Raw genomic sequence first — 2940 nt, forward strand, 5'->3', positions numbered from 1 at the left:
CCCGAGCGGCCCCGGCGGCGGCCGGTGGCGCCGCCGCCGCACCGGCCTGTGCCGCCAGCCCCAGCGATGCGCAGCCGGACAGCAGCAGTGCACCCGCCAGCAACAGCACCGGAACGCGCAGGAACTTCATGCTCGACGGGATTGCGGCGCCGCACCGCGCCCGTTGCGGGCGCGAGGCCTTCGCCTCAGACGCTCAGCGCCTTGAAACGGATGCGCTTGGGCTTGGCGCCCTCCTCGCCCAGGCGCTTCTTCTTGTCGGCCTCGTACTCCTGGTAGTTGCCGTCGAAGAAGAACCATTTCGAATCGCCCTCGCAGGCCAGGATGTGGGTGGCGATGCGGTCGAGGAACCAGCGGTCGTGCGAGATCACCATCACGCAGCCGGCGAACTCGAGCAGCGCGTCTTCCAGCGCACGCAGCGTCTCCACGTCGAGGTCGTTCGACGGTTCGTCGAGCATCAGCACGTTGCCGCCTGTCGCCAGCGTCTTGGCCAGGTGCAGGCGTCCGCGTTCGCCGCCCGACAGGTTGCCCACCAGCTTCTGCTGGTCGTTGCCCTTGAAGTTGAAGCGCCCCAGGTAGGCCCGCGACGGCACGACGAACTTGCCGATCACCAGGTTGTCGAGACCGCCTGACATGTCCTGCCACACGGTCTTGTCGCCTTCCAGCGTCTCGCGGGTCTGCTCGACGAAGGCCATCTTGACGGTCGCGCCGACCTTCACGTTGCCCGAGTCCGGCTTCTCCTTGCCGGCGATCATGCGGAACAGCGTGGACTTGCCCGCACCGTTCGGGCCGATGATGCCGACGATCGCGCCGGCCGGTACCTTGAAGCTCAGGTTGTCGATCAGCACCCGGTCGCCGAAGCTCTTGGTGACGTTCTCGAACTCGATGACCTCGTTGCCCAGGCGGTCGGCCACCGGGATGAAGATCTCGTTGGTCTCGTTGCGTTTCTGATATTCGACGTCCGACAGTTCCTCGAAGCGCTGCAGGCGTGCCTTGCTCTTGGCCTGGCGCCCCTTGGCGTTCTTGCGGACCCACTCGAGCTCCTGCTTCATCGCCTTGGTGTGGGCATCCTCGGCCTTCTGCTCCTGCTCGAGGCGGGCTTCCTTCTGCTCGAGCCAGTCGGAGTAGTTGCCTTCCAGGGGATGCCGCGGCCGCGGTCGAGCTCCAGGATCCACTCGGCGGCGTTGTCGAGGAAATAGCGATCGTGGGTGATGCCGACCACGGTGCCGGGGAAACGCTTGAGGAACTGCTCCAGCCAATCGACCGATTCGGCGTCGAGGTGGTTGGTCGGTTCGTCGAGCAGCAGCATGTCGGGCTGGCTCAGCAGCAGCCGGCACAAAGCGACGCGACGCTTCTCGCCGCCCGAGAGCTTGCCGATCACGGCGTCCCAGGGCGGCAGGCGCAGCGCGTCGGCGGCGATCTCGAGCTGCAGGTCGGTGTTCTCGCTGCCGGCGGCAGCGATCACGGCCTCCAGCTCGGCCTGCTCGGCGGCCAGCTTGTCGAAGTCCGCATCCGGTTCGGCGTACTCGGCATACACCTCGTCCAGGCGCTTCTTGGCGGCCAGCACGCCGCCGATGCCTCCTCGACCGCCTGACGCACGGTCTGCTCCGGGTTGAGCTGCGGTTCCTGCGGCAGGTAGCCGATCTTGATGCCGGGCATGGGCACGGCCTCGCCCTCGATCTCGTTGTCGAGGCCGGCCATGATCTTCAGCAAGGTCGACTTGCCCGAGCCATTCAAGCCCAGCACGCCGATCTTGGCGCCGGGGAAGAAACTCAGGGAAATGTCCTTGAGGATCTGTCGTTTCGGGGGAACCGTCTTGCTGACGCGGTTCATCGTGTACACGTACTGGGCCATGTTCGGAGCGCTCTTCCCGGTCAAATTCTGTAAGGCGCAGCGTTTGCCGCGCGACCACGGTATTGTCGCCGACGGCCCCTGCGGCAGCGGGGATCAGGGATCAAACCACTGACAAGCGCCGGTCCTGGGCGCATGATCCGACGATCGAACAGCCCTCGATGGCGCTTCTGGAGACACGCATGACGACCCTCACCCGAAGGATGCTCCTCGGCTTGGCAGCCCTGGGCCTGTACACCGGCCCGGCCTCGTCGGCCGACGACAACGCGGACAACGAGCGCTGGCAGGCGGTGCGCAAGTCGCTGTTCGCGGACCGCCCGATCTCCGAGGACGCGCGCGGCATCGTCGAACTCGACACCCCGGTCCGGGCGGCCGACGCGGCGGTGGTGCCGATCGCCATCCGGACCCAGCTGGTGCAGAGCCCGGCGCGCTACATCCGCAAGCTCTGGCTGGTCATCGACGGCAACCCGTCGCCGGTCGGCGCGGTGTTCAGCTTCACGCCCGAGAGCGGGCGAGCCGATCTGGAAACCCGCGTGCGCATCGAGGAGTACACCCATGTCCGGGCCATCGCCGAGCTGAGCGACGGCAAGCTGGTGATGGACAAGCGCTTCGTCAAGGCGTCCGGCGGCTGTTCGGCACCCGCCGGCAAGGACCTCGCCGAGGCGATGGCCTCGATCGGCCGGATGAAGCTGCGCGTCGAGGGCGAACCGGTCGCCGGCCAGCCGGCGCTGGCGCAGTTGATGGTGAGCCACCCAATGTGTCCGGCCTGGCGATCGACCAGCTCACGCGTCTGGCGCCGCGGCCGCACTATGTGCGCAGCATCAGCGTCACCTACGCCGGCCGGCCGGTGATGAGCGCCGACGTCGATTTCACGATCAGCGAGAACCCCTCGCTGCGCTTCTACTTCGTGCCACGCGGCGACGGCGAACTGAAGGCCCAGGTCGTCGACAGCAGCGAGCGCACGTTCGAGAGCGTGCTCCCCGTCCACTCGAAGTCCTGAGGCCGTGGCGGACACGCCCGGCCCGCCCGGCGACGCACTGCAGCCGGTGGCCGGCGGCGGCCTGCTGGGCCGGCGCGCACTGCTGACGCGCG

2 protein-coding genes and 1 pseudogene are annotated in these 2940 nt (G+C 67.7%); 2 read left to right on the forward strand and 1 reads right to left on the reverse strand.

Annotated features, from left to right (window positions below; all coding sequences use genetic code 11):
- Positions 1 to 185: 185 nt before the first annotated feature.
- A pseudogene (ettA, locus tag x551_RS20490) lies at positions 186 to 1851 on the reverse strand (energy-dependent translational throttle protein EttA).
- Positions 1852 to 2030: 179 nt separating this feature from the next.
- On the opposite strand from ettA, the gene x551_RS20495 reads away from it, so the two are divergent.
- Together x551_RS20495 and x551_RS27735 are read left to right on the forward strand one after the other, a co-directional pair.
- Complete coding sequence (locus x551_RS20495) at positions 2031 to 2699, forward strand: quinoprotein dehydrogenase-associated SoxYZ-like carrier (protein WP_253950436.1); 669 nt, start codon at positions 2031 to 2033, stop codon at positions 2697 to 2699.
- Positions 2660 to 2848, forward strand: a complete 189-nt coding sequence (locus tag x551_RS27735; protein WP_253950437.1) for a thiosulfate oxidation carrier complex protein SoxZ — start codon at positions 2660 to 2662, stop codon at positions 2846 to 2848. Before x551_RS20495 ends, x551_RS27735 begins: the two co-directional genes overlap by 40 nt.
- Positions 2849 to 2940 lie beyond the last annotated feature (92 nt).

It is taken from the genome of Methylibium sp. T29 (assembly GCF_000576205.1).
Classification (GTDB): domain Bacteria; phylum Pseudomonadota; class Gammaproteobacteria; order Burkholderiales; family Burkholderiaceae_C; genus Methylibium; species Methylibium petroleiphilum.

What these genes read in the sequence shown, in the direction of transcription:
- x551_RS20495 (WP_253950436.1), top strand. Translation starts at nt 2,031, where the DNA reads ATGACGACCCTCACCCGAAGGATGCTCCTCGGCTTGGCAGCCCTGGGC.